General features: G+C 32.1%; 21 protein-coding genes and 1 tRNA gene. 3 read left to right on the top strand and 19 right to left on the bottom strand.

Translation table 11 applies throughout. The features are described 5' to 3' along the window. Window positions 1-63: 63 nt before the first annotated feature. The 3 genes from RHP49_10390 to rpe all read left to right on the top strand — a co-directional run bounded on the left by RHP49_10390 (window position 64) and on the right by rpe (window position 2,360). Window positions 64-438 carry a hypothetical protein gene (locus tag RHP49_10390; GenBank protein WNH11318.1) on the top strand — a complete coding sequence of 125 codons (375 nt, stop codon included), beginning with the start codon at window positions 64-66 and terminating at the stop codon, window positions 436-438. A gap of 199 nt (window positions 439-637) precedes the next feature. Then, complete coding sequence (locus RHP49_10385) at window positions 638-1,501, top strand: sigma-70 family RNA polymerase sigma factor (protein ID WNH11317.1); 864 nt, start codon at window positions 638-640, stop codon at window positions 1,499-1,501. A gap of 196 nt (window positions 1,502-1,697) precedes the next feature. Next, a complete protein-coding gene (gene rpe / locus RHP49_10380) occupies window positions 1,698-2,360 on the top strand; it encodes a ribulose-phosphate 3-epimerase (GenBank protein ID WNH11316.1) in 663 nt (220 codons plus the stop codon). A 2-nt stretch (window positions 2,361-2,362) separates the two neighbouring features. Here rpe and RHP49_10375 read toward each other — a convergent pair whose 3' ends face one another. From RHP49_10375 to RHP49_10285, 19 genes are all read right to left on the bottom strand, one after another. Then, window positions 2,363-2,776, bottom strand: coding sequence for a CBS domain-containing protein (locus RHP49_10375; protein WNH11315.1), 414 nt, complete (start codon window positions 2,774-2,776; stop codon window positions 2,363-2,365). 113 nt (window positions 2,777-2,889) lie between these two features. Then, window positions 2,890-3,309 carry a CBS domain-containing protein gene (locus RHP49_10370; protein ID WNH11314.1) on the bottom strand — a complete coding sequence of 140 codons (420 nt, stop codon included), beginning with the start codon at window positions 3,307-3,309 and terminating at the stop codon, window positions 2,890-2,892. A gap of 80 nt (window positions 3,310-3,389) precedes the next feature. After that, entirely contained in the window at window positions 3,390-4,229 is an 840-nt protein-coding gene (locus tag RHP49_10365) for a zinc-dependent peptidase (GenBank protein WNH11313.1), read from the bottom strand. A gap of 110 nt (window positions 4,230-4,339) precedes the next feature. After that, window positions 4,340-5,287 carry a family 43 glycosylhydrolase gene (locus RHP49_10360; GenBank protein WNH11312.1) on the bottom strand — a complete coding sequence of 316 codons (948 nt, stop codon included), beginning with the start codon at window positions 5,285-5,287 and terminating at the stop codon, window positions 4,340-4,342. A 2-nt stretch (window positions 5,288-5,289) separates the two neighbouring features. Continuing rightward, window positions 5,290-6,630 (bottom strand): MFS transporter, encoded by a 1,341-nt coding sequence (locus RHP49_10355; GenBank protein WNH11311.1) that lies wholly within the window; start codon window positions 6,628-6,630, stop codon window positions 5,290-5,292. A gap of 32 nt (window positions 6,631-6,662) precedes the next feature. Next, window positions 6,663-8,621, bottom strand: a complete 1,959-nt coding sequence (locus tag RHP49_10350) for a glycoside hydrolase family 127 protein (GenBank protein WNH11310.1) — start codon at window positions 8,619-8,621, stop codon at window positions 6,663-6,665. Between the two features lie 2 nt (window positions 8,622-8,623). After that, a complete protein-coding gene (locus tag RHP49_10345; GenBank protein WNH11309.1) occupies window positions 8,624-9,610 on the bottom strand; it encodes an arabinan endo-1,5-alpha-L-arabinosidase in 987 nt (328 codons plus the stop codon). Between the two features lie 5 nt (window positions 9,611-9,615). Next, window positions 9,616-10,545 (bottom strand): glycoside hydrolase family 43 protein, encoded by a 930-nt coding sequence (locus RHP49_10340; GenBank protein WNH14410.1) that lies wholly within the window; start codon window positions 10,543-10,545, stop codon window positions 9,616-9,618. 84 nt (window positions 10,546-10,629) lie between these two features. After that, complete coding sequence (locus RHP49_10335; GenBank protein ID WNH11308.1) at window positions 10,630-12,333, bottom strand: arabinan endo-1,5-alpha-L-arabinosidase; 1,704 nt, start codon at window positions 12,331-12,333, stop codon at window positions 10,630-10,632. A 13-nt stretch (window positions 12,334-12,346) separates the two neighbouring features. After that, a complete protein-coding gene (locus RHP49_10330; GenBank protein ID WNH11307.1) occupies window positions 12,347-13,906 on the bottom strand; it encodes an alpha-L-arabinofuranosidase C-terminal domain-containing protein in 1,560 nt (519 codons plus the stop codon). A 510-nt stretch (window positions 13,907-14,416) separates the two neighbouring features. Beyond that, window positions 14,417-15,985, bottom strand: a complete 1,569-nt coding sequence (locus tag RHP49_10325; protein ID WNH11306.1) for a RagB/SusD family nutrient uptake outer membrane protein — start codon at window positions 15,983-15,985, stop codon at window positions 14,417-14,419. A gap of 16 nt (window positions 15,986-16,001) precedes the next feature. Further along, window positions 16,002-19,406, bottom strand: a complete 3,405-nt coding sequence (locus RHP49_10320; protein WNH11305.1) for a TonB-dependent receptor — start codon at window positions 19,404-19,406, stop codon at window positions 16,002-16,004. Between the two features lie 93 nt (window positions 19,407-19,499). Further along, entirely contained in the window at window positions 19,500-20,663 is a 1,164-nt protein-coding gene (locus RHP49_10315) for a FecR family protein (protein WNH11304.1), read from the bottom strand. Window positions 20,664-20,821: 158 nt separating this feature from the next. Further along, window positions 20,822-21,376, bottom strand: a complete 555-nt coding sequence (locus RHP49_10310) for an RNA polymerase sigma-70 factor (protein ID WNH11303.1) — start codon at window positions 21,374-21,376, stop codon at window positions 20,822-20,824. 692 nt (window positions 21,377-22,068) lie between these two features. Continuing rightward, a tRNA-Arg gene (locus RHP49_10305) sits at window positions 22,069-22,142 on the bottom strand. A 47-nt stretch (window positions 22,143-22,189) separates the two neighbouring features. Further along, the gene (locus tag RHP49_10300; protein WNH11302.1) at window positions 22,190-22,639 is read right to left on the bottom strand and encodes a GatB/YqeY domain-containing protein; all 450 of its coding nucleotides are present in this window, start codon (window positions 22,637-22,639) and stop codon (window positions 22,190-22,192) included. Between the two features lie 137 nt (window positions 22,640-22,776). After that, window positions 22,777-24,762 carry a cell division protein FtsZ gene (gene ftsZ / locus RHP49_10295; protein WNH11301.1) on the bottom strand — a complete coding sequence of 662 codons (1,986 nt, stop codon included), beginning with the start codon at window positions 24,760-24,762 and terminating at the stop codon, window positions 22,777-22,779. Window positions 24,763-24,878: 116 nt separating this feature from the next. Next, a complete protein-coding gene (gene ftsA, locus RHP49_10290) occupies window positions 24,879-26,195 on the bottom strand; it encodes a cell division protein FtsA (GenBank protein WNH11300.1) in 1,317 nt (438 codons plus the stop codon). Between the two features lie 3 nt (window positions 26,196-26,198). Then, window positions 26,199-26,891 carry a hypothetical protein gene (locus RHP49_10285; protein WNH11299.1) on the bottom strand — a complete coding sequence of 231 codons (693 nt, stop codon included), beginning with the start codon at window positions 26,889-26,891 and terminating at the stop codon, window positions 26,199-26,201. Window positions 26,892-26,897: the final 6 nt, after the last annotated feature.

Raw genomic sequence — 26,897 nt, 5'->3', positions numbered from 1 at the left:
TTAGTAAACGTTAAACCTTGTTAAAAATTTGCTTTTCACCTCATTTTCATTATATTATAAGTTATGATTCAAGAAGACAAAGCAAAATATTCAGGCATTTTAGAGGACTCTATTACTTATTTAGAAAACCATGGTTTTGAAAACATAAAAGCAGATATTGATGGTTATGAAACCCCTAAATCTTACGCCAAAGCAGGTAGTGACATATCCATTACACCAGATGTTGTCGCTATAAAAGATGGCAGAAAATATTATTTCGATATCAGTTTAAAATCTGAAAAGCCTAAACTATTAAAATCTAAATGGTTATTTCTTAACACACTTAGTAATTTAAAATCCTCACGTTTTAGATTAATAACAGCACATGGGCATTACAAATTCACACAAGATATGCTTGAAGCCATCAATTTAACCAATAAACAATTAATTAAAATTTAAAATTTTGCTGAAATTTCGTTTTCCGCATCATATATGAATTCCATATTCCTTTCGAATAACGTGACTTCTATATGATTTCTGTGTCTAAAAAGCAGAAAAACAGAAATGATTCGAAAATTTTTGTAACATTATTTGACATAAATACGTATAACCATTGAATGCACAATAATTCACATTATAAATTACAGGATAACATTAGATGAGACAACTTAAAATTACGAAGCAGGTTACCAATAGAGAAACCGCATCGTTAGATAAATATTTACAAGAAATTGGTAAAGTAGATTTAATTACTGCCGATGAAGAAGTAGAATTAGCTCAACGTATAAAAGCAGGAGATCAAATTGCTTTAGAAAAATTAACAAAAGCTAATTTACGTTTCGTTGTATCGGTTGCAAAACAATACCAGAATCAAGGACTTACATTACCAGATTTAATTAATGAAGGAAACTTAGGTTTAATTAAAGCAGCTCAACGCTTTGATGAAACTCGTGGTTTTAAATTTATATCGTATGCTGTTTGGTGGATTCGTCAATCGATTCTTCAAGCTTTAGCTGAACAATCTCGTATTGTTCGTTTACCTTTAAACAAAATTGGTTCTATTAACAAGATTAATAAAACATTTGCTTTTTTAGAGCAAAGTCATGAGCGTCCACCTTCTGCTGAAGAAATTGCAAAAGAATTGGACATGACCATTAATGACGTTAAGGAATCTATGAAAAATTCTGGTCGTCACGTAAGTATGGATGCGCCTTTAGTTGAGGGTGAAGATTCAAACTTATATGATGTACTTAATAGTGGTGAATCACCGAATCCAGATAGAGAGTTATTACATGAATCTTTACGTACTGAAATTGAACGTGCTTTAGAAACTTTAACGCCTCGTGAAGCAGATGTTATTCGGTTATACTTTGGTTTAGGAAACCAACACCCAATGACCTTAGAAGAAATTGGTGAAACATTCGATTTAACACGTGAGCGTGTAAGACAAATTAAAGAAAAAGCTATTAGAAGACTAAAACATACGTCTAGAAGTAAAATATTAAAAACATATTTAGGATAGTAATTTTTTACTAAGAATTACGACTAAATAACAATAACAAACAGTTACACATAACTGTTCGTTTTTTGATTGATGAAAGAACCCACGGCTGATTACCGTGGGTTCATTTTTTATCCTCACCCTAAATCCCTCTCCAAAGGAAAGGGACTTTCAAAAGACTTTTCTATATTTGCAAAAACATAAGAACAACTTTATAATGAATTCTAAACTAATAGCTCCCTCTTTACTAGCCGCCGATTTTGGAAACTTACAACGAGACATTGAAATGGTTAACAAAAGTGATGCTGATTGGTTTCATATAGATGTTATGGATGGTCACTTTGTTCCAAACATATCTTACGGAATGCCAGTAATTCAAGCCATAAAAAAATACGCAACCAAACCTTTGGATGTACATTTAATGATTGAAAAGCCAGAACGCTACATTGAAGAGTTTGCTAAAGTTGGAGCCGATATTATTACGGTTCATTACGAATCTACAGTTCATTTACATAGAACACTTACACAAATTGAAGATGCAGGTTGTAAAGCAGGCGTTGTACTAAACTTAACAACACCTATTTCTGTTTTAGAAGATATTTTACCTAAATGCTACATGGTTTTACTTATGTCTATAAACCCTGGTTTTGGTGGTCAAAAGTTTGAGGATATTACCTATAATAGAATCCAGAAACTACGAAAAATGGCAAATGAGCAAGGTTTAAATACGCGCATAGAAATTGATGGTGGTGTTACTAACAAAAATATTAAACAATTAGTTGATGCAGGAGCTGACGTTTTTGTAGCTGGTAGCCATGTATTTAAAAGCAATAATCAAACTGAAACTATTAAAGAATTAAAAGCACTTGCTAATTCTTAATACTACTGTTTTAAATAATACTGTAATAAATCTGTAGTCGTTACAATTCCTGTTAAAATACCATTATCTACAACTGGTAATGCATGGAATCCTCTATTTGCTAAAATTTGTGTGGCCTGAGTTATCGTTGTTTGACTATCAATGGTTTCCACATCTTTAGTCATTACTTGCTCAATAGTAAATGCATTATAAACCACAGCATTTACATTATAATCGTCTTGAGCTGCATCTGCCAAACTTATTTTCAACAAATCAGAATAGCTTAACATACCTATTACAACATCTCTACTTACAACAGGAATGTGCTTAATTCTATATTTATTAAAAAGCATTTCAGCTCTTTCTAAATTATCTGTTCTAGTAAGTGCTATAATATTTTTACTCATTATAGTAGACACTGGAATTTGCTTATTCATATTATATTAACTTATTAGGTTCAACACAAAACTAATTAACCACAAGCCATAAACATATGACAAATATCAGCTTAAAGCAGTTAACTAAATTCATTACATGAATTTGAAAAAATTTAAAATTGTAGTAATAAATATTTTATAAGATCGGTAGTCGTTACTATACCCACTAATTTATTTCTATCAACTACGGGTAAAGCATGAAATTCTTCTACAGCCAGTATTTTTGCGACATCTTTAATGGAGTTAGATCTAGATACCGTTATTATTTGTTTTTTCATTACTTGGTCTATTGTAAACATATTATAAACTAATACATCTGTAGAATCATCTGAATTATTAGTAACATCTCCAAAACTTAATCGCAATAAATCTGTATAACTTAGCATCCCAACAACAGCATCATCAGAAACAACAGGAATATGTCTAATATGATTATGCTTAAAAAGAAATTCAGCTTTTTCTAAATTATCATTTGTATTTAAAGTAATAACTGGCTCAGTCATTATCATTGAAACTGGTGCTTTCTTTATCATGACTTATACAATTTAGTTTTATTAACTCTAAAATTATAAAACTAAACCTCAAAAAAGTATGATAAAAGTCATATTGCATTTTAATATCCACCAAAACTAAAATTAAGCATTTGTTTAATTTTACTATAAATAAGAGGAAACTCAGATCTAAAATCTTGAGGTGTTTCTATGAAGTTTTCTATAACAACTGCTAAAAACTCAAATTGGTTGGTATAGGCATAACCTCTAAAATATTCAGATTTAGTTAATCTTTCTTTTAACCCATCCTTAGAATTTAATAGTATCGATAATTCTTTAAAAGAATCTTTAAAAATAATTGAGCTAACATCACGTTCTTTAATACTGTTTAAATGAATAGCATGCGTAAATTCATGAATTCCTAGGTTTAAATTATCATTATTAATTCTATAACCTTCTTGAAAATCTTTCCATGAGAGTACAAGTGCCTTAAGCTTCGGATTAAATTCTCCTTTATGATAGGCATCATTTGTTTGAGAATAAAAAGCCTCAGGATAGATTACAATTTTTGAAATAAGACCAATATAAAAATCTCTAAACCCAAAGGTTAGCATAACAGCAGTTGCCGATATTAAAACTTGTTGTTCTTCTGTAATTATAGCACCTTCTCTACTAATAAAATCTTTGTCTTGTATAAAAGATACAACCCGATGCTCAAAATATTTTTTTTCTTTGATGCTAAGTTTTTTATAAAATGAAAATTGGTGCTGTAAAACTCGTTTTTGTTTATCATTCAGCTTTCGTAAATAGAGATAAAAATGATTGTATAATGGTTTTTTATACTTTAAAACATAGCCCATTTCTATTAATCTAAAAGTATAGTATATAAGAATACATGCTAATACGACTAACAAAATACCTAGCAATATTTTGCTAGCATTAACAATTAAAATATATAACATAAAACTATAAACGCCTATTTAATTTCAAAAGTACAAGAACGTATAATATTATGGAATGCTTTATTACAAAATACTTATTTCTAAAATTAATTGTTTCATTTAATAGATGATTAATAAAATTCAAATATGGGCCTTCCAACCTTATCAAATTTCACTTCCATAACTCTCGCATGTCTGTTTGGGTCATACAATGGGTCTCCAACAATTTTTTCATAAGATCTAGCATGATAGACACTTAAAGGTGCTCCATCTTCAGCTACAGTAAAACTGTTATGTCCTGGACCATAAATTTTCTTATCATAATCCGTTTCAAGTACAGGGTGTCTTGATTTTTTCCATGAGTTTCTGTTTAATAAATCAGAATCCTCATCTGCTTCCATCATTCCCATGCAATAACATGCTCCTGTAGCACTTGCAGAAAATGTGATATAAATTTCACCATTATTCTTTATAACTGCTGGTCCTTCATTTACCCAGAAATCTACACGCTCCCAATCGTAATCTGGTGTAGTTAGCATAAACTGAGCTGTTTTAAGTTTTATTGGCGATTCCATTTCGGCTAAATACAAATTGGACGCAGCAAATTGTCCGCCAGTTTTTTCTGCCCAACAAAAATATCTTTTTCCTTTATTTTCGAATACTGTTCCGTCTAATGAAAAATCTATAAATGATTTTTGATCACCATCAGCGGCTTGCATTTGTCCTAATTCAACCCATTCGTCTTTTAGAGGGTTTTGACCAGTACATTCTATTACATAGGGTCTTAATTTCCAAATATCATCAACTTCACTCGCTGCAAAATAAACATACCACTTTCCATCTAAATAATGAATTTCTGGTGCCCAAATATGCTGACTCATTGGTCCCGTTTCGTGCTTGTACCAAACATTAAAAGTTTCAGCATCTTGTAATTCATTTATGCTTTTAGCTCTTCTAAGCTCTATGCAATCATAACTTGGTACTGATGCTGTAAAATAGTAATATCCATCGGTATGTTTATAGACAAACGGATCAGCACGTTGCTCAACTATTGGGTTGTTTGTTCTAGTTGTGTCCATATTTATATGTTAAGTTTCTTTTTAATTGTTTCGTAATAGTCATCAGTAATTTTGTAACGAAACATGAGTAATCCCATAATAACATGAAATACACCAGGAATAATGGTTAACATTAGTGCAATACCAACCAATGCTGTTTCACTTTGTACACCATCTGGAATGTATCCAAAAAAATCAAGCAAATAACCAACTGCTGCTCCTGCTATTCCCATTCCAAATTTTTGTGCAAAAGAAATCCCGCCAAAAGAGAGTCCTGAGACACGCTTCCCTGATTCTGCGTGACCATAATCTACTGCTTCTGCAATTGCCGACCAGAAAACTGGCGCATGCAAATCGACCACAAAGGATAGAATAAAATATAGTATGTAAGCTAATAACATATCGCCTGGTTTAATTACAAAAAACATGACTAAACTAATAACTCCAACAGCCAATTGTGTATATTTAAATAACTTAACTTTACAATAGCGTTGCGTAATAAAAGTTGAAACTGGCATTGCTAAAATTGCTGCTGCTACTCCTGTTCCCATAAAAGTAGATTGTACGCTTGCATCACCTCCAAGGAAATATTTAGCATAGAAAATTGCTACAGAACCACGAATTACATAACCAACAGTTCCTGTAAAGCATACACCAAATAACAAGGTCCATTGTCCATTTTTAATCAATAATTTAAATTGCTCTAACAAAGGTGTTTTATCTACAACATGTTCTACACGCTCTTTAGTTGTAAAAAAGCTAAATAAAAACAAAAGTGTCCCCATTAATGCCATTATTCCCATGGCTAATTGATAGCCTCTTGCTAAGTCATTCTTACCAAGTTTTTCTGCTAAAATTGGCACTACAATAGACACTAAAAAGGCTGCTACTTTTGCAAAAAACAATCTATAACCATTTGCCGATAAGCGTTCTTTAGGGTCACTTGTTAATACACCAATTAGAGATATATAAGGAATTGTAACCGAAGTAAACATAATGGTTACAAAAATATATGTAATGTAAGCATAAATTAATTTACCTGTATAATCGAAATCTGGCGTTGTAAATGTTAAGAATACCGAAATACCAAAAGGGACAGATAAATAGAGAAAATAAGGTCTATAACGCCCCCATTTTGTGGTAAACTTATCGGTTATCAATCCCATAAGCGGATCGGTTATGGCATCAATAAACCTTACTAAAAGAAACATTAATGCCATGTCTGTCGCTTTTAAACCATAGACATCTGTATAAAAAAAGGTAATGATAAGAAACATGGAAGAGATAACAACATTTACTGCTGCATCACCTGAACCATATCCAATTTTTTCTAGTATGCTTAACTTTTGATTGTTAGATTTCATATTTTATAAATTCCCAGTTCTGAGATTGGTGATTAGTTAGTTGTTATTGGTAGCCAAACCTTCATTTTACCTACACCTCTGTTTGACCAAGCGTAGTAAGGAATAGCTTTTAATTTATCATTGGTTAGTGTATTTACACCTTCTAAAATGGATTCCTTTTGAACTGTAAATTCATCTGAAGTTGATACTGTAATAGCATCAAATTTTGGGTTATCAATTTCTTCAACAGCATAAACCAATGGACCATATTCTAAAGCTAGTTTCTCTTTATCTTCTATAACCTTGTCATTAGCTTTAATTGTTCTTACTTCCATAGGGAAATTAAGTTCAATTTTATCATCAGCTTTCCATTTTCTTGTGACTTCAAAATAACCATCTTTTAAAGAAGCCTCTACTTTCCCATCATTAATAGTAAGTGTTGGTTGCACTTGTGAAGTATTCACATAAGCATATAAATCGCTTGGTAAAACTTCATTTCTGCTCCAACCAGGAACACGAAATTTTACCGTGATGTCTGAATTCGATTCAACCGTCATATTAACTTTTCCGTTCCATGGATAAGCAGTTTCTTGAGATACTTTTACTTTCTGTCCGTTTAAATCGATATCTGCGTGACTTGATGCATATAAATTAACGTACACCGTTTTATTTGCTTTTGAATATATTAAACCAGGAATTGAAGGCACAAAACGAATAACATTAGTTGGACAACATGAACAATCAAACCAAGATTGACGTGTACACGACCCACGATTGGATTTGTAAACACCATCAGATTCTAATGCATTTGGATAGAAAAAATTAGTGCCGTCCAAAGATAATCCAGAAATTAATCCGTTGTATAGTGTGCGTTCTATTACATCAAAATATTTAACATCACCCTTAAGATTATGCAATCTGTGATTCCAATATACATCGCCAATTGCTGCACATGTTTCGTTATATGCCGTTAAATTTGGTAGCTCATAATTTTCACCAAAAGCTTCTCCATCATGCTTAGCACCAATGCCTCCAGTAACATACATTTTTTTACTCACCATATTGTTCCACAATTTATCTACTGCAGAAGCGTATAAACTATCCTTTTTTATGGCTGCAATATCTGTCATTGCCGCATACATATAAACTGCTCTCACAGCGTGTCCAACAACTTCGTCTTGCTGAACTACTGAAATATGGTCTTGAGAATAAGGACCGAACAACTTGTGATTATGAGGATTTCCGCGATTATCTAAAAAGTATTTTGCTAAGTTTATGTAGTCTTCTTTTCCTGTAATTTGAAATAACTTAATTAAACCTGTTTCTATAATTTGATGACCTGGAACAGCAGAAATTTTATGTTCCCCATCACCAAATGTATTTACCATTAAATCGGCATTTTTTAAAGCAATGTCTAAAAAATTGCGTTTTCCTGTCGCTTTATAATGTACAGCAGCAGCTTCGTATAAATGCCCTGCGTTATACAATTCGTGACTCATAAATAAGGCTTCCCAACGTTTTCCTTCTTTAACCTCGACCCAAGTTGCAGGTGGTTTTGCAGGATTTATGGTTCGCCAAGTCGTTAAATAGCCATCAGGTTCTTGCCCTACTTTTATAATACTAACCAGCGAATCTAAAACGGTTTCTAATGCTGCATTTGGAGCACTAATTAATGAATTTGATGCCCCTTCAATTATTTTGTAAACATCGGTATCGTCAAAAGGCATAGCTCCTTTAACAGTGCCTTCCTTTTCTCCTCCTGCAATTAAGAAATTGTCTAAACGACCTTCTTCTTCACATTTTGCAATCGCATATTCAATAGTTTTTTCTTGAACCCTTTTTATTATTGGTAACCAGAAATCATCGGTTATTTTTACATGCTGAATATCTACTGGTTCAATCTGATACCCTGCTTTTGGTTCTTCTAATTCTGAAATATTGTTTTTATCTGATTTACAATTGAATAGTGCTAGAACAGTAATTACAGCTATAGTATATTTTGTTAATTTCATAATTAATCCATTGGTTCTACAATTGGCCAACCTTCAGCCCATTTAATTTCTTTGACAATTAATTTTGGTATTCCATTATCATTAGCGTCATAACCATGCATAAACGTATAATCTTTACCATCGAAAGTAAATACACTATTATGACCAACACCATACCAGTTTTTATTACCTTCAATCACTAAAGAACCGCCACCTTCATTCAAATATTTTCCATCTTTATCTACGTAAGGTCCAGTTACTAATTTTGAGCGACCTACAACCAATTTATAGGTGCTGTTTTCACCTCGACAACAATAATCCCAAGACAAAAATTGATAATAATAATCTCCTTTTTTAAAAATGAATGGGCCTTCTAAAGCAGCATTCCCAGGTTCTGAATCTTCTAAATCAGGATCCCTATCTCTTTTCGAAATGGCATGCCATTCTTCAGGGTTTGCAACTTCTTTTAAGTTGGATTTTAATTTTACCATTTTTAATCCACTCCAAAACGAACCAAATGCTAACCAAGGGGTTCCGTTTTCATCAAAAATTAAATTGGGATCAATCGCATTCCATAAATCTCTGTTCGGGACAGATTGAATTACTACACCTTGATCTTCCCATTTATAATTCTCGTCTTTAGGATTTAAAGTCTTATTGATTACTAATCCAATTGCAGATGTATTTTTGCCAAAAGCCGATACGGAATAATACAAATAGTAAGTTCCCTTATAAAAAGTAATATCTGGTGCCCAAATATGACCATTAAAACCTGGAGCTATTGTTTTAGCCCATTTTGGTTGTTCAGAAAAAACAGGATCAGCTCGCTTCCAAGTTTTTAAATCTTTTGATGTAAAACTTGTAATTCCTGGTCCTGTACAAAATAAATAATAGGTATCTCCTTGTTTTGCAACTACAGGATCATGTGTAATTGGTTTATCAGTTTGTGCGCAAGAAACCATTATTGTAAAAAAAAGTAATAATGATATATAATGTCTAACTATTTTCATGAAATTTATTTTTGAATTCCTTCTGATGTCATGACTACTCGTTTCATGGTGCCATCTTTGTTATAAAAAAGCCTATCAACACAAACCGAACGCCTAAAACTACCGCCATGTGTTGGAATATTTCCATTATGATAGATGAAATAATCTTTACCTTTAAACTCAATAATTGCCTGATGGTTTGTATTGCTGTTTCCTGCAACTTCATTTAAAATACCTTTAAATTCCCAAGGACCTGTAACAGATTTACTCATAGCATATGCTATTTTTTCTGGAAATTGATAAGCATATGATAAATAATACCAATCTCCTTTTTTATGAATCCATGGTGCTTCGGTGAAGTTTAGTAAATCTACTGTCATAATTGGACCATCGAGTTCAATCATATTATCTTTTAATTTGGCGTATTTGCAAACTGTATTTCCCCAAAATAAGTAAGCTTGACCATCATCATCAACCCAGACGGTGGGATCGATATCATCCCAGCTTATTTTTGTTTGGGTCGTCATATCATTTGTAATTAATGCTTTACCGATTGCATCTTTAAAAGGTCCTGTAGGACTATCGGAAACTGCTACCCCAATGGCTTTCCCATGAATACTTCCATGTTCTACGGTTACATACCAATAAAATTTCCCGTTACGTTCTATAACCTGAGATGCCCAAGCACTTCCTGAAGCCCAATTAAAATCGGTTGGTTTTAGAGGCACAGGGTGTGCTTCCCAATGCACCATATCTGAAGACGAGTATACCAACCACTCATGCATTCTATAAGCATTTACATCATTTGGTGCCTGATCATGACCCGCATATATGTATACCTTATCGTCGTGTACTATAGCAGCTGCATCTGCTGTATATTTATCAGTAATTATCGGGTTATTAAATTTTGCTACCGCTTTAATAGCTTCTGAAGTTTTAGTCGATTTACAAGACATAGCCAAGGCTAAAAGTCCTCCTAAACATAAATATTTGAGTCTCATTCTTAGTATAGTTTTTATTGGTAATGTTAATTATTTCAGTTAAATTTTCTTCCCCCAAACAGGCAGTCCTCCTGCTGTAAGTCCCGAATATGTAATAGTCACTTTTCTTGGAGAAACCTCCCAATCCCAAGCATCTTTCACTTTACATTTAACTCCGTTAACCGTTAATGTTTTGTTTGAGCTATCATAAGACCAAGACCCCGTTATTCCTCCAGTTATTTTTTTATCAGCAGTTAAATAAATAGTTTTGGAATTTTGAAGCGTCTTATATTGATACTGCATATCAATATGCTCCCATGTTCCATAAAAAGAAGCCTCTGTAATTTCCGTATCAGGCACACCTGCATATCGTTCGGGTGCTATAACAGGCCAACCGTCTTCTGTCCATTGAATTTCACGTACATGTCCCATCATAATAGCATTAGAGGCATTTATACCTGGAACATTTTCTGGTAATCTTGCTTGCGAAGCATAAAACCATGCTTTTGTATCTGTATTTTGAAATACAGCACAATGAGAAAAGCCTACCCAACCTGTATGGTTATTAAATTTATAAGGATGCGTAACCATTGGAAAACAATCTGAGCCTGCTGAGACATTTGCTCCGTTGATTCCTAAATATGGACCAGTAATATTTTTAGAACGAGCAACTCTTGTATTGTAGGCAACAGACAATTCATCATAAGCTAAAAATAAATAATAATAATCTGTATCTGGATTATAAATTATTTCTGGTCCTTCTGATGCTTGCCATCGGCTGTTACCACGTTTAGCAATAGTAACACCATAATCTTCTAAAGTTTCTAACTTATCTGGTTTACCTGTATCTGGATTTAGCTTTACCGCTGCAATACCAGAATGCCAAGACCCATAAATTAAATACTGTTCACCTTCAGGGGTTTCTATAAATGACGGATCAATAGCATTATATTTAAAATAACCGCTCCAATCATTTTCACTGGTTCTTGTATAGGTTTCAAGACCATCTGCTACCGAAGCAACCACCATGCCTTTATCTGTCCAATTATTTGTCGCTAAATCGTCTGTTTCCATTAACCCAGTAAACGCCTTTTCAGTCCAAGAGGTATTAGGATCTGTTCCTACAATAGGATTTATGACAACAATACTGTAGTACATTCTGTATTTATCGCCCACTTTTCTAACACAAGGTGCCCAGTAGCCATAGTTTAGGTTTTCTATTGGAGGCAAAACAGGATTCATTTTTGCTCTCATACTATTAAGGGTATCTTTTACCCATGCTGGAGCAGATGTCATGGTGCTACCTCTATATTCCCAGCTCACTAAATCTTTCGATCTTCTATGATGAAAATGCCCATATCCGTCATGTGCATTACCGTAAGAAGCATCAGTTTGATACATGTAATAATACTCACCGTCTTTTACAACGGTTGGATCATGAACATTGGCTAGATTCCATTGCGAACGAAAGCTCCATGAAGCTATTGAAGAATAATTATCAGAATAGGTTGGTCCGTTAAAAGTCTCTACTATTGGCGGTACATATCCGCAATCAACAGAGTTCTCAACACTACTGGTAGTATAGCCACCTTTTCCATCTGCATATTGAATGATTTGAGTGGTTCCTGAACAATCTTTATTTAATACAGTTCCAGCTTTTGGTTGTTCAATTTCATCATCTTTAGAACAACTCGAAACCATAATTGCTATTGCAAAAAATAGACCAACCCATTTTAATCTCAATATTTTATCTTTTTTCTTCATAGCTAACAATTTTTTATTTCCCTTCTAACATAATAACAGAAAAAGGAGGAATAGTTATAGTTAGAACACCTTTTTTAAGTTTAAAATCTTCAAACTTTTTAGGTGTAATTTTATTTGGATTATCAAAGGAATTATAATCTTGCAATTTTTTTGAACTAAGAATTGTTGCCGATGCATTTTTAATTCCTAAATCACTTATGTTTATTTCTATTTTATTTTCTTTTGTTGAATCTACATTTACCATAGAAATATGAACCAATCCATTACTATCTTTTGAAGCTGAAACTGATAATGCAGGAAGCGATTTTTCTTTAAATTGATATAAAGGAGATTCAAATGTTATTGGTATTAGTTTAGCATCTTGATGCACATTGTACATATGCATAATATGATATGTTGGTGTTAAAATCATTTTAGCTTTATCTGTAAGTATTACTGCTTGTAACACATTTACACATTGCGCTAAATTGGCCATACGAACTCTATCTGCATGATTATTAAAAATATTTAGAGTTGCTCCAGCTAAAACAGCATCTCTCATAGTATTTTGTTGATATAAAAACCCTGGATTGGTTCCTTCTTCTACTTCATACCAACCTCCCCATTCATCAACTACTAAATCAACTTTTCTCTTAGGATCGTATTTATCCATAATAGCAGCATGTTTTGTAACAAGCTCTTCCATTTTTAATGCTTCACTCATTGTAGCAAAATATTGATCTTCAGTAAAAGTAACTGCTGATCCTTTTTTATTCCAATTTATTACAGAATAATGATGCAAAGCAACACCCCCAAGCATTCTATTAGGAATGTTTTTCATTAAGGTCTCCGTCCAATTATAATCTTCACTGCTTGCTCCAGATGCAATACGCATTAATCCACCAGAATTAGTCCAATCAGAAATAAATGTTGCATACTTTCTATATTCATTAGCATAATATTCTGCTGTCATATTTCCTCCACAACCCCAGGCCTCATTTCCAATGCCCCAGTATTTAACTTTCCAAGGCTCTTTTCTACCGTTTTTTATACGTAAATCACTCATTGGACTCACTCCATCAAAATTGGTATATTGAACCCAGTCTGCTAATTCCTGAACTGTACCACTACCAACATTTCCAGATAAATATGGCTCTGTTTCCAATAATTCACACATATTTAAAAAGTCGTGTGTACCAAAACTATTATCTTCTGTAACGCCTCCCCACCATTGGTTTACAATTGTTGGTCTGTTTTCCTGAGGTCCAATTCCATCTTTCCAATGGTATGTATCTGCAAAACATCCACCTGGCCATCTTAAATTTGGAATCTTTAAAGCTTTTAAAGCTTCAACAATATCGTTACGAACACCATTTGTGTTCGCTATTTTAGAAGTGTCTCCAACAAAAAAACCATCATAAATACAGCGTCCTAAATGTTCAGCAAAATGCCCGTAAATATGTTTGCTAATAATTGGTGCATTTTCATCAACTGTAATTGATATTGAAGTATTGTTGTTTTGAGAATGAACACTTAGTGTTGATAATAATATTATTATAAGAAATCTCAAAATAGGTTTGTAGAATTTGAACATAATCATTTGTCTATTTAATTTATTAATTAGTGTGAATTTAATTAGAATAAGTGTTTAATACACACTTGCAAAATACTTAAAAAATTTTAATTAAAGTATTAATATCTTCAATATGTTTATTTGGTTTACTTTTTTTAATCAATTAAAGGTCATTTATTTTATTACAAGATATTTCTGCAACAGTTAAGTTATACTTCACCATACATCTGGAATTGAACAACCTTGAGCAACAGCATGTTGAACATAAGAGCTTGTAGAGTCAAAAACTAGTTTGTTGCATTGACTTGTTTGATTGTCTTGCCTTAGATATTTAAAAGAGGCTATTAATAAAATAATAAGCACTCTTAATATTTTCGTAGTCAATATTTCTTTATAGTTTCTGAATCTTGAATATATAGTTATTTTATACTTTTTAAGGTGTTTTAATAGATTATATAAATCATATGGCAAGCTTATTAGACCTGCCATATGAAAAAAACTAACTCAAATATTTAAAATTAAAAAATTAAACTAATACCCATCATTTTGATCATTAACTAATGGATTATTGTCCATTTCTGATTGAGGTATTGGAAAATATTCTCTTCCATTAGAGTACGTTTCAAATTCTGCATCTCTTGATTTTAACCAAGCTAGTTTTGCAGAATCTTGTAACCACCCCCATCTTCTAATATCATCAAAGCGGTGACCTTCAAGCGCAAACTCTAAAAATCTTTCATGAGCGATTTGATCTCTCATTTGTTCTTTTGTCATATTTGGTTTAGTTACCGCTAAATCTGGCAAATTAACACGATCTCTTACTTCTTGAATATAAGTATATGCTTCAGAAGTAGTTCCTGTCTCATTTAATGCTTCTGCGTACATTAACAGAACGTCTGCATAACGCATAATACGCTCGTTAATACCTGAACGCCAATCATACTCATTAACCTGACCTCCATCTGAATTTTGGTATTTTCTACAGAACAAATCATTTAAATCATTAGCGTTTGAAGCATAAAATGTTGCAAAATCTTGACCATAAAGCATCACGCCTCCTGGTTTATTATAGAACATGGTAGCATCTAACCTTGGATCAATTTCATCGTTAACGGTTTTCTCAATTAGAAAATCATTATATAAAGCAAATGTAGGCTGTACATCAGTAAATCCAAAATCACGTGGACCATAAGTAATGGCTCTTGCGGATGTTTGCCCCCATCCAGATGTTGGATTAGAACCAAAGCTTAAATCAACACCTCCAGCTTCTCTACTAAATTGAACTTCAAAAATAGATTCTGAATTATTTTCATTTTTATCTGTGAAATTATCTCTGTAATTAGAAACTAATGAATAATTTAAACCAATAACTTTTTTAAAAGCATCTCTTGCGTTAGGAAAATCTTTAGTAAATAAATAAGCTTTTCCTAAATAAGCTAAAGCAGCTCCTTTTGTTGCTCTACCTATTTGTCCGGCATCTAATCCTGAAACATTGCTATATGAAATTGGCAACAAATCAGTTGCAGCTTTCATATCTATAATTATTTGTTTCCAGCCTTCTTCTTCAGTTTTTTGTTCATGGATTAACGTAGAGTTATCTAGTGGAACAGGTACATTCTTAAAGAAATTAACTAAATGAAATAAATAAAGCCCTCTTAAAAAATGTGCTTGACCAAGGATTCTATTTTTAAGTCCTGCATCTTCAAATTCAACACCTTCAATATATTCAAAAACTTGATTCGCTCTATATATTCCCTGATAAAAGTCTCTATAAGCCCAACCATAAATCGCATCATCTGCTAAACTGGTGTTAAAACGACCAACATTAGCCATAGGAGGCCAGGGACTATTACTTCTTGTGGCATCATCTTTTAGATCTAGTAGTAAAGGCGTACTACGCATATATGTACCATCTATATGCATGCTTCCGTATATCGCATTTGTTCCTTTTAGAAAATCCGCATCAGTTTTCCAAAACGACGCTTCTGTATTTAAATTAGGATCGACTTGAACGAGTTCATCATCTGCTACACAACTAAATAAAGTAACTAGTAACAAAGAGAATATCCCTATATAATTATATTTTTTTATATTTTTCATGATAATTTTTTTAATATTAGAACTTTACATCAACGCCAAAAGAAAATGTTCTTGGATTTGGAAAAGATCCAAATTCAAAACCTCTTGAGAATAATCCATCATTAAGAAAATCCGGGTCATACCCTTTATATCCACTAAGAGTTAGCAAATTCTGACCAGATAAATAAACTCTTAATTTTTCTATAACTTTAACATTTCCCATAGGCACATTGTATCCTAATTGTAAACTTTGTAATTTAATATAATCGCCACTTTCAATAAATCTATCTGAACCTCTTGCATTCGCATTAGTTTCTATTTGATCTGGACGCGGCACATTCGTATTCGTATTTGTTGGAGTCCAGTAGTTTAACATATCTGTATGATGATTTAACAAACCACCTATCATTAATGCATTATATGTACCGTTATATATTTTATTTCCTGCATTTCCTTGCCAAAACATTGAGAAATCAAAATCTTTATAGCTTGCGCTAAAATTTAAACCATAACTTATTTTAGGTATTGTTGTGCCTTGAAATGTTCTGTCTTCATCTGTAATTAAACCATCTGTTGCATCTGGAATCCCATCTCCAATATCTGGAAATCCATCTCCATCGATATCAATACTTGGAGTATCCACTGTAAGCTGATCAACAAATCGAACATCACCAGGTTGCGCTCCTGATTGACTGGCATGTGCAGCAACCTCTTCAGGACTATTAAACAACCCATCGGTTTCGTAAGCATACAATTCACCAATAGACCGACCAACTTCCGTTCTAGAATTTACACCAGGAATGGGAATATCATTCTCTCCAATTTTTAATACTTCATTTTTCAAAGTCCCTAAGTTAGCTGAGATATTATATTTAAATTTATTATCACTGTTGTTGTAAGATAATGCGAATTCAAATCCGGTGTTTTGAATATCTGCGGCGTTTTTTACAACAGCAACAACCCAGTTATCAATAGTACCAGATGAAAGTGGAAGTGGTACATTTGCTAAAATGTCAGACGATGTTTTTCTGTAATATTCGGCCGAAAATTGTAGTTTATTATTAAACATTCCAATTTCTATAGCAGTATTAAATGTTTCGGTATCCTCCCATTTTAAACCTGGATCTTTTGCTGAAACAACTGTTGTTCCTGGAGCTAACTCATTTCCAAAAACATAATTAGCAAAAGGATTAACCGTAGCTGTATAAGCATAAGGCCCTACAGTATTATTACCTAAAGTACCATAACCAGCTCTAAGTTTTAAAGTGTTTAGCCAATCTGGTAAATTTATAAAATTCTCATTATGAACCTTCCATGCTCCAGAAAATGAAAAATAATCACCCGTATTATTTATCTCATCAAAAAGCGATGTTTTATCCTGTCTGTAGTTAGCCGTAATTAAGTATCTATCATCAAAACTATAATTAAGTCTGCTCAATAAAGATTTTCCTGTAATTGTACTTTCGGATTCTTCAGCTCTTGAATCGTAAGCGTAGGTTAATTGACTAATAGCATTATCATCAAAACCTACACCTCTGGAATAATGTCTATAGTTAGTTGTTTTTTCTTGTACAGAACCAGCTAAAACATCAAACTTATGTTTATTAATTTCTAAATTATAGGTTAATAGATTATCCATAATGGTTCTGGTTCTATTTCCGCTGGTTACATCTAGTGAAGCTTCTTCATTTGTAGTAATATAATACCAGCCTAAATCACTTGGTGGAACATATAATCTATCATGGAAATCTAGTACATCGGCACTTACTCTTAATTTATATTTTAAGCCTTTTAATATTTCTAACTCGCCCCAAATGTTTCCTATAAATCTATTTCTTTTATTAGTGTTTTCTAATAAATTGTTGTAACCAATTACATTTAATGTAATGGCTCTTTGTATGGCATTATCTGAACCTCCATAACCACCTAATCTATTTTCATCATATACTGGCATTGTAGGAATAGCTTGTAATAAATAAATAACAGATGATTCACCAGTATTATACTCATTAAAATTTCCTTTATTAGAATTTGTATACCCTAATTTAGAGCCGTAAGTAAATTTTCCCTTTTGACCCCCTAAATTTAAAGTTGTTGAATAACGCTCATAATCCTGAGGAACATCCATATAACTACTGTTTTTAAAATAATCAACATTTAAATTGTAGTTAAGAGTTTCTGCACCACCAGCGAATGATATAGAATGATTTTCTAAAGTTCCAGTTTTATAAGCGGCATCTTGCCAATCAGTATCAACATTAGATATAAACTCTGGACTATTAAGATCATTTCCGGGTAAGATAACCTGTCCTGAATTAACGTAAGCGGCATTAGTAATTTTTTGATAACCAACTCTATCAGTTACAGAAATAGTTTTCCCAACAGATTGAAAGCCAAATGAGCTTCTGTAATTTATAGAAACTTTACCTGCTTTTCCTTTTTTAGTAGTAATTATAATCACGCCGTTAGCTCCACGAACACCATAAATTGCAGAGGCAGAAGCATCTTTTAGAACTTGCATGGATTCAATATCACCTGTTGCAAAATCGTAAGGATCATCTACTATCATACCATCTACAACAAAAAGCGGATTATTGTTGGTAAATGATGAAATACCTCTAATTTTAATATTTACAAACCCTCCTGGTTCCCCAGATGATTGTACTGTAACCCCTGGCACTTGACCTTGAAGCATTTTTGCCACATCATTTGTAACTATTTTTTTAGCTTCATCAACATCTACAACACTAACCGAGCCAGTTAAGTCTGATTTTCGTTGCGTACCATATCCTACTACAACTACTTCATCTAGAGCTGATGCATTTTCTCGTAAAGTAATATTAATTGTTGTTTCTCCATTAAGTTCGATTTCTCGGGTTGTATACCCTATATAAGATACTACTAAAACTGAATTCTCATCAGTAACTTTTAAAGAATAATTACCATCAAAATCAGATTGAGTACCGTTAGAGGTTCCTTTTTCAAGAATATTTGCCCCAGGCAGAGGTATTCCAGAACTATCAACAATACTACCTGATATTAGAATTCCTTGTTGAATCTCTATTGTTTGAGTGGTATCTTGTTCTGAAATTACAATGGTATTGTTTTTAGACAACTCAAAATTCAAATTACTAGCCAAAAGACTTTGGTCTAATAATTTTTCAATTTTAATTTCTCCTTTAATCAATTGAATTTTCGGAGTATCCTTAAACAAATTTTTAGGATAAATAAAGCGGTAGTTAGTTTGTTCTTTAATAATTTTAAATACCGCATCAACGGTAACTAATTGATTTTGATCAATTATTACTTTTTCTTGAGAAAAAGTATCATCTGCTGATAAACTAAAAACGGTTGTACATAATAAGAAGATAAACGTTTTCATAATCATGGTTAGTAGCCGCTTTCTAAATAGAAAACGCGCATTGATTAGTTTAATTTTCATAAATTTGTTTTGTGTTAGTTAAACATTTAATTAATACTTAGTTAGAGGGGTGAAGTTAGATACCGGAAAATGTCAAAACTTCGCTCCCTTTTTTTATTCTAATACTATTTTAGTATCATCAATTTCATAATCTTTTATAATTCCGAAATTTTTAATATTAATTAGTATTTCTTCTATATTTTGATCCTTTCCTAAAACGCCAATAAACTCTTCGTTTTCAATAGCTGAATTTTTGAATACGATATCAACATCATACCAACGTGTTAAAACTTTCATGATTTCCTTAAGAGTTTTTTCTTCAAAGCTAAAAACGCCATCTTTCCATGAAATTTCGTTATACACTTCTACTGTTTTAACCGTTAAAGCATTGTTCAAAATGTTTATGTTTGATTGTTGATTTGGCAACAAGTCTTGCTTTTTATCTTCAAAACTAATAGCGACTTTACCTTCAACTAAAGTGGTGTAAATGTTAGTTTCATCACTATAAGCTTTAACATTAAACTCTGTACCTAAAACTTTTACTTCTTGTTTATTATTAATGACTTTGAAGTCGGCTCCATTATGTTCACTACTTGGAGATACATCAAAATACGCTTCTCCATAAACTAACTCCACTTCTCTAGTTTCACCTTCAACAAAACTTACAGGATATTTTAATTGAGATTCCGAGTTTAACCATATCTGCGTTCCATCTGCCAACATTATAAAAAACTGACCTCCTCTAGGAATAGTTAAATAGTTGTATACAATTTTTGATTTTTCTTCAGAATTAGTTTCACCATATACAATTTGCTCGCCATTACTATTCGCATTTTTTGTTTGAAATGATGTTCCTTTTTCTAAAGCTATTTGCGAACCATCATCTAAAGTAAGTATTGCTTTATCGGTTCCTATTTTAATTGTATTTACAATTACAGAGCTATCGTTATTAGAGTTATTTAATAAACCATCTTTAAAAAAATAAGTGGCAGTTATTATTCCTATAACACTAGCCACCGCAGCATAACGCCAAAACAATTTTCTAACTGGTGCATCAATTTTACTTTTAACAGTTTTCCAATCTGCTTTTTTATCAATTTGATTTGACTGCTCAAGGCGCTCTCTTATTATATTTTCATCAGTAAGATTCTTTATAATGTAATCTTTATTCTCTTCATTGAAGATTTCAGATTTATATAAATCTATAGGCTTATGATCTTTTAATAACGAAGCTGCTATTTGTTTAGACAGTGTTAAGATTTTACTTAAAATAGACATCTATATATGGTTATTTATCTAAAATATATACTTATTTAACCCTAAGACGACAAAAAGTTAGCATAGGGTTAAAAAAAAGTTAAAAAAATAATAAAAATATGTTGTCAAGTGTTTTTCAAACACTTAAAACAATATAAATACCTGAATGTAGATTCGATTTAATCGAAAAAGACTAAGGCAATTAAAACAAAGTAATCCTTTAAAAGTGGTTTTAGTCTTTTGTAGGCAATTTTTTTTTGTGCTTTAACAGTATTTATTGAGATATTTAATTCTTCGGCTATTTCGGAGTTTTTAAAATCTTTAATACTTAACCTAATTATTTTTGCACATTTATTTGGCAACGTATTTATTGCTTTCTCTATAATACTTGAGGCTTCTATAACAACAACTTCTCTTAAAAAATAAGATTCGTTTTCCAATTGCTCTATTTGATTGACTGAAAAATTATCTGTTGACTTATAATGCTTGCTTTTTAAATAATCTAAAGATTTATTTTTAACCGATGTGTAGAGATAAGATTTTATATTGTTTTCATTTTTAAAAACAATCTTGTCTTCCCATATTTTTATAAAAACATCTTGAACTAAATCTTTTGATATTTCCATATCATATATATATTTATTAGCAAATAAACACAATAAAGGATACAAAGAATCAAACAGTTTTTTGTATCCTTTTATTGTAAGTTGATGTGTTTCGCTATTAATATTCAAAGTTGTTGAATTTTATTCAAAAATTTGCTTTTATAATTTAACCTTTTTCAGTAAGATTCCCCCATGTAATAGGAAATAACTTTTAAATTTATTAGTTTAATTATAATTAACAAGCATTTTATATTTCACATAATTAACTCAAATTAACAACTTAAACAAAACATTAGCTATACTTAAATGTTTAATTTTTGATTTTTTATAAAAAATATTATTAACAATAAGAGGTTTTGAATATGTAAAGGAATATCGATTTTAATATTGGGATTGTTAAATAAACCTCTTTAGACTTCAAAATTATTGTGGCTTATTACGTTTATAAAGGTTTGACAGAATAAAATTTAAAAAGAAAGTGATGATTTCAAATTGGTTGTAAACAAAAAAAATGTTTACAAAATACTAAAAACAAGCACCTTACAAACTTCACTAACCTGACTTTGAACTTATAAAATTTTTAGGATAGTATCCAATAATTTCACTCCATTTTAGATAAGTACAATTGTAACTCTTAAGAAACCTTACTACTAAACCCTTAAAACATGTAAGCTCCTATCTCCTATTATTTTATCTAAAACATTCTTCACCTAATCCCAAAAAATGGGATTTTAAACGAAAATTAACAAATCCAACTGAAAAGAAAACCCCTCAGTTCCTTGGAAACTGAGGGGTAATGAAATAAATTGAATCTGTTTTAGTGACCGCGAAGGGATTCGAACCCCCAACCCTCAGAGCCGAAATCTGATATTCTATCCAGTTGAACTACGCAGCCATTTCATTCCCGTACAGACGGGAATCTTTTTATGTGTTTTTAAATTTTTAAGCTAACTTTTGCCTAACAATATTAGAAATGGTTTTTCCATCGGCTTGTCCTGCTAATTCCTGACTAACAATTCCCATAACTTTCCCCATATCTCTCATGCCTTCTGCTCCAACCTTTTCAATTGTTGCCACGACTACTTTTTCAATCTCTTCTTCACTTAAAGCTTCTGGCAAAAACTGACTTATAACATCTGCTTCTGCTAATTCTGGGGCTGCTAAATCTTCGCGCCCTTGCTCTAAATATATAGCGGCACTATCTTTACGTTGCTTAACTTGTTTTTGAAGTATTTTAAGTTCTTGATCCTCTGTCAATTCTTCTTTAGCTCCACTTTCTGTTTGTGCTAGTAAAATTGCTGACTTGACAGCACGTAAAGCTGTTAATGCTGTTTGGTTTTTAGATTTCATCGCTTCTTTAAGCGCCGACATTATATCTTGTTGTAAACTCATTACTTTATTCAATTTGAATGCAAATATAAAAAATAGATTTCTGCCTTCGCAGGAAAGACAAAATAATTAAAAATAAACCCGAAAAGCTGAGGTAAACTTTTCGGGTTTATAAATAATAAGTAAGTCTAGTAATATTTTTAATCTACATTATCATGTAAAAACGAATTATTGCTTCTTAATTTTATATCATCGTTATCATCAAGCCCAATGCTTGTTCTAGATAAATCTGTTTCTGATGAATGTTTAGCATCTTCTAGGTTTACTCCTTGTCTTTTATACGCTGGGACTTTCTCTATATCATCAATTTTTGCATTATTGAATTTATAATTAAAATCTTTCATCTTACGTCTGCGTTCTTCTGCTCGTTCTTTAAGTAAATCAGAAATTGGACTATTCATAGGGTCAACCTCCTCATTTACTGCATCATCAACGGCTTCTTTTTGAATGGTTTTCTTTTCAAAAACAATATCCTCCTCAACCTCTTCTAAAAGATCCTTAGCTGATGCTTGTTTTTTATTTAAAGACGATTCTACTTCCGCATAATCATCAAGAACATAACGCACATCACCTTCTTCATTAGTCTCATTAACTGTAATTAATTCAACATAATCATTTACTGGAATTTTTTTAACATCATCATCTGTTAACTTATATGATATTTTATCTTCTTCCTCATTAATTTCTTCTTTTTTAGAAGAAAGTGGTAAATCGAATGTTAAGGTAATTTGTTGTTCTTCTTCTATACAATCTGAAATAATTTCAACATCTTTTATATCTTCAACATCATCAGACATTCTAGTTACTGGCTTAATAATAAAATCTTCATCCTGTTTTACGCTAGCTGTAACTTCTTCATAAACCACATCTATATTTTTAATGATTTCTGATGTAGGAATTAAGTTTATATCTTTAAAAACCTCATTTGAAACTTTTTTAGGCTCTATTACTTTCTTAACTGGAATTTCTTCCTCAACTTCTAAATCTAAAGTATGTCTTACAACAGGTGGCTCTTCTTTCTTTTCTAATTCTATAACTGGAGCAATAATAACAGGTTCGCCCTTTTGAGCAACTAAATCATGGTCTTCACTTAATGAATGGATTACTTTTTTAGTTTCTGTATTAGAAATTTCATCTTGTTGTTCAATATTAAATCCTGTTGCAATAATGGTTACCGCTATCGATTCTTCTAAGGTTTCATCTTCACCAACACCCATAATAATATTAGCGCCATGACCTGCTTCACTTTGAATATGATCATTTATTTCACCAATTTCATCAATAGTAATTTCATGAGAACCAGAAACAATTAGCAGCAATACATTTTTAGCTCCGGTAATCTTATTATCATTTAATAATGGTGAATCTAAAGCTTTACGAATAGCATCTTGCGCACGATTTTGTCCTGATGCCAATGCAGACCCCATTATAGCAGTACCACTATTACTTAAAACCGTTTTAGCATCACGTAAATCAATATTTTGCGTGTAATGATGTGTAATAACTTCGGCTATACCACGAGCAGCAGTAGATAATACTTCGTCTGCTTTAGAGAATCCCGCTTTAAAGCCTAGATTTCCGTAAACCTCACGGAGTTTATTATTATTTATTACGATTAAAGAATCTACAACATTTCTTAATTTTTCAATCCCTTTCTGAGATTGCTCAATACGCATTTTTCCTTCGAACTGAAATGGCATTGTTACAATTCCAACCGTTAAAATATCTAAATCTTTAGCCATTTTAGCAATAATTGGCGCCGCACCTGTACCAGTACCGCCACCCATTCCTGCAGTAATGAAAACCATTTTAGTATTTGTATCTAACATTTGTGAAATGTCATCAAAACTCTCAACGGCAGATTGCTCTCCAATATCAGGATTTGCACCAGCTCCTAATCCTTCAGTCAAATTAAGACCTAATTGAATTTTGTTTGGAACGCCACTGTTTTGAAGTGCTTGTGCATCTGTATTACAAACGTAAAAATCAACGCCTTTAATGCCTTGTTGGAACATGTGGTTAATGGCATTACTACCACCACCTCCAACACCAATAACTTTAATAACATTTGATTGATTTTTGGGTAAATCAAATGCGATGCTTTCGAATTCTTTTTTGCTGCTCATAAATTCTGTTTTACTGGGGTTTTACTCTATATTTTTTTTATTCAATGGATCTCCTTTTTGTCACTTGGCAACTTCACTAAAAATTGTCCAATAGACATTTTTTATTATGCTCGTTTCTATTCTGCGTTATCTAAAAAATCTTTAACGCGCTCTGTTAACTTATCAAGGAATGAGCGTCTTTCCTTAATTGGTTTTTCTTTAATTTCATCTTGTACAGATACTTCATCTTCATTTTTAACTTGCTCTTCTTCCTGCTGTTCTATCTTTTTTCTTTCTTGCCGCTTTAAGCCATCTAAAACCAAACCTACTGCTGTTGCATATAATGGGCTTGTTACATCTTCATCACTATCTCCAGCTAAATGCTCGTTTGGATAACCAATTCTGGTATCCATTCCTGTTATATATTCTACTAATTGTTTTAAATGTTTTAATTGGCTACCACCACCTGTTAAAACAATTCCTGCTATTAGTTTTTTCTTTTGTTCTTCGTGTCCGTAGTTTTTAATTTCAACATAAACTTGTTCTACAATTTCTACAACACGTGCATGTATAATTTTCGAAAGGTTTTTAAGCGTAATTTCTTTAGGTTCTCTACCTCGTAAACCTGGTATTGAAACAATCTCATTATCCTTATTTTCTCCAGGCCATGCAGAACCAAATTTTATTTTAAGTAATTCGGCTTGCTTTTCAATAATAGAACAGCCTTCTTTTATATCTTCAGTAATCACATTTCCTCCAAAAGGAATTACAGCCGTATGCCGAATGATACCATCTCTAAAAATAGCTAAATCTGTGGTTCCGCCTCCTATATCAATTAATGCGACACCTGCTTCTTTTTCTTCCTGACTTAATACGGCATTTGCTGAGGCTAAAGGTTCTAGTGTTATGCCTTCAAGGTTTAAACCTGCACTTTGCACACAACGTCCAATATTTCTAATTGAAGACACTTGACCAACTACTACATGAAAATTAGCTTCTAAACGACCACCATACATTCCTATAGGTTCCTTTATTTCGGCTTGTCCATCAATTTTATATTCTTGTGGTAGTACATGAATAATTTCTTCTCCAGGAAGCATTACTAATTTATGTACTTGATTAATCAACCTATCTATATCGTCATCGTCTATAACAGTTTCAGAATTTGATCGCGTTATATAATCACTATGCTGTAAACTACGAATATGTTGTCCAGCAATACCAACGGTTACACCTTCTATTTGTGTTGCTGCTGCAGCTTCGGCTTCTTGTACTGCTTGTTGTATTGACTGAATAGTTTGTGTAATATTGTTTACTACACCACGATGCACGCCTAAACTTTTAGACTTACCAATGCCTATAATTTCGAGTTTGCCGTATTCATTTTTACGACCAATCATAGCCACAATCTTTGTGGTTCCTATGTCTAATCCTACTGCTATATTATGCTCCATGGTTTATGTTTTGGTACATATTACTTGGTTGTCAAATTGTAAATTGACTTTACTATAATTATTAAGCGCTTTCTCTTTTTGTTTTTTTTGATAAAACGCTTTTAAATTATTAATTTTCTTATCTAAAAGATTTACATCCCCTAACTGCACTAAAAATTTACATTGTCGTAATTTTAAAGAAATCTTATTATTAAAACTCTGATGAATCTCAATAACATTCATCTTTAAAAAGTCATCCCCATTAATTTTACTTGCAACTGTATAGACGTTTTTTAAATTATTTTTTTCAACATAACCAGTAACTAGTGGTACTCTAGCAGAATAATTGGTTGACAAAGGCATATAAAAACCTTCGTCATCAATATAATATGACGCATTTGTACTAACTCGTGCAATAGGTGTCTTTTGCTCTATTTTGGCTTTAAGCAAGCCATTAACAGCAACATACACTTCTGCAGTTTTTATCATTGGATTAGATTTGAGGGCATTTTCTAACTTATTCAAATCTAAAGCTTCTTTACGCACGTTTTTAACTGCCCCATAATTTTGTATTAACAATTTACTAACAGTTTCATTTGTTATAAAAAGGTTGTCTTCACCAATAAATTTGACATTAGGATCTGTTACTTTTCTATTCATATTTCTACCTGAAGCAAAAGCGAATAAAAAACTCACTAAGCCTAACAAAACAATCATCTTTAT

Source organism: Flavobacteriaceae bacterium HL-DH10 (assembly GCA_031826515.1).
GTDB lineage: Bacteria > Bacteroidota > Bacteroidia > Flavobacteriales > Flavobacteriaceae > Thalassobellus > Thalassobellus suaedae.
The sequence above is the reverse complement of the archived record's forward strand: the minus strand, read 5'-3'. Positions and strand labels throughout refer to the sequence as shown.

Excerpts from the sequence above, each read along its gene's own strand:
- RHP49_10390 (WNH11318.1), top strand. The coding sequence starts at position 64 with ATGATTCAAGAAGACAAAGCAAAATATTCAGGCATTTTAGAGGACTCT.
- RHP49_10385 (WNH11317.1), top strand. The coding sequence starts at position 638 with ATGAGACAACTTAAAATTACGAAGCAGGTTACCAATAGAGAAACCGCA.
- rpe (WNH11316.1), top strand. The coding sequence starts at position 1,698 with ATGAATTCTAAACTAATAGCTCCCTCTTTACTAGCCGCCGATTTTGGA.
- RHP49_10375 (WNH11315.1), bottom strand. The coding sequence starts at position 2,776 with ATGAATAAGCAAATTCCAGTGTCTACTATAATGAGTAAAAATATTATA.
- RHP49_10370 (WNH11314.1), bottom strand. The coding sequence starts at position 3,309 with ATGATAAAGAAAGCACCAGTTTCAATGATAATGACTGAGCCAGTTATT.
- RHP49_10365 (WNH11313.1), bottom strand. The coding sequence starts at position 4,229 with ATGTTATATATTTTAATTGTTAATGCTAGCAAAATATTGCTAGGTATT.
- RHP49_10360 (WNH11312.1), bottom strand. The coding sequence starts at position 5,287 with ATGGACACAACTAGAACAAACAACCCAATAGTTGAGCAACGTGCTGAT.
- RHP49_10355 (WNH11311.1), bottom strand. The coding sequence starts at position 6,630 with ATGAAATCTAACAATCAAAAGTTAAGCATACTAGAAAAAATTGGATAT.
- RHP49_10350 (WNH11310.1), bottom strand. The coding sequence starts at position 8,621 with ATGAAATTAACAAAATATACTATAGCTGTAATTACTGTTCTAGCACTA.
- RHP49_10345 (WNH11309.1), bottom strand. The coding sequence starts at position 9,610 with ATGAAAATAGTTAGACATTATATATCATTATTACTTTTTTTTACAATA.
- RHP49_10340 (WNH14410.1), bottom strand. The coding sequence starts at position 10,545 with ATGTCTTGTAAATCGACTAAAACTTCAGAAGCTATTAAAGCGGTAGCA.
- RHP49_10335 (WNH11308.1), bottom strand. The coding sequence starts at position 12,333 with ATGAAGAAAAAAGATAAAATATTGAGATTAAAATGGGTTGGTCTATTT.
- RHP49_10330 (WNH11307.1), bottom strand. The coding sequence starts at position 13,906 with ATGTTCAAATTCTACAAACCTATTTTGAGATTTCTTATAATAATATTA.
- RHP49_10325 (WNH11306.1), bottom strand. The coding sequence starts at position 15,985 with ATGAAAAATATAAAAAAATATAATTATATAGGGATATTCTCTTTGTTA.
- RHP49_10320 (WNH11305.1), bottom strand. The coding sequence starts at position 19,406 with ATGAAAATTAAACTAATCAATGCGCGTTTTCTATTTAGAAAGCGGCTA.
- RHP49_10315 (WNH11304.1), bottom strand. The coding sequence starts at position 20,663 with ATGTCTATTTTAAGTAAAATCTTAACACTGTCTAAACAAATAGCAGCT.
- RHP49_10300 (WNH11302.1), bottom strand. The coding sequence starts at position 22,639 with ATGAGTTTACAACAAGATATAATGTCGGCGCTTAAAGAAGCGATGAAA.
- ftsZ (WNH11301.1), bottom strand. The coding sequence starts at position 24,762 with ATGAGCAGCAAAAAAGAATTCGAAAGCATCGCATTTGATTTACCCAAA.
- ftsA (WNH11300.1), bottom strand. The coding sequence starts at position 26,195 with ATGGAGCATAATATAGCAGTAGGATTAGACATAGGAACCACAAAGATT.
- RHP49_10285 (WNH11299.1), bottom strand. The coding sequence starts at position 26,891 with ATGATTGTTTTGTTAGGCTTAGTGAGTTTTTTATTCGCTTTTGCTTCA.